The 360-nt window shown below is 53.6% G+C and carries 1 rRNA gene; it reads left to right on the top strand.

Annotation, left to right across the window (positions count from 1 at the left end):
• Positions 1-360 (top strand): 23S ribosomal RNA (locus tag D3105_RS34275); the annotation flags it as partial.

The raw sequence follows: 360 nt of genomic DNA on the forward strand, positions 1-360 counted from the left end.
AAGCTGGATCGTGAGGACTGGTGGACTGCATACAAGTGAGAATGCCGGTATGAGTAACGAAAAGATCAGTGAGAATCTGATCCGCCGTAAGCCTAAGGGTTCCTGAGGAAGGTTCGTCCGCTCAGGGTAAGTCGGGACCTAAGGCGAGGCCGAAAGGCGTAGTCGAAGGACAACAGGTTGAAATTCCTGTACCACCGTGAACCGTTATGAGCGATGGGGTGACGCAGAAGGATAGTGACGCTGGGCTATGGATTGCTCAGTCCAAGCAGTGAGGCTGGTGTGCAGGCAAATCCGCACACCGTAAGGCTGGGCTGTGATGGGGAGGGAAATTTTAGTACCGAAGGTCATGAGTTCAGGCTG

The organism is Streptomyces globisporus (assembly GCF_003501885.1).
In the GTDB taxonomy this organism is placed as follows: Bacteria; Actinomycetota; Actinomycetes; order Streptomycetales; family Streptomycetaceae; genus Streptomyces; species Streptomyces globisporus_D.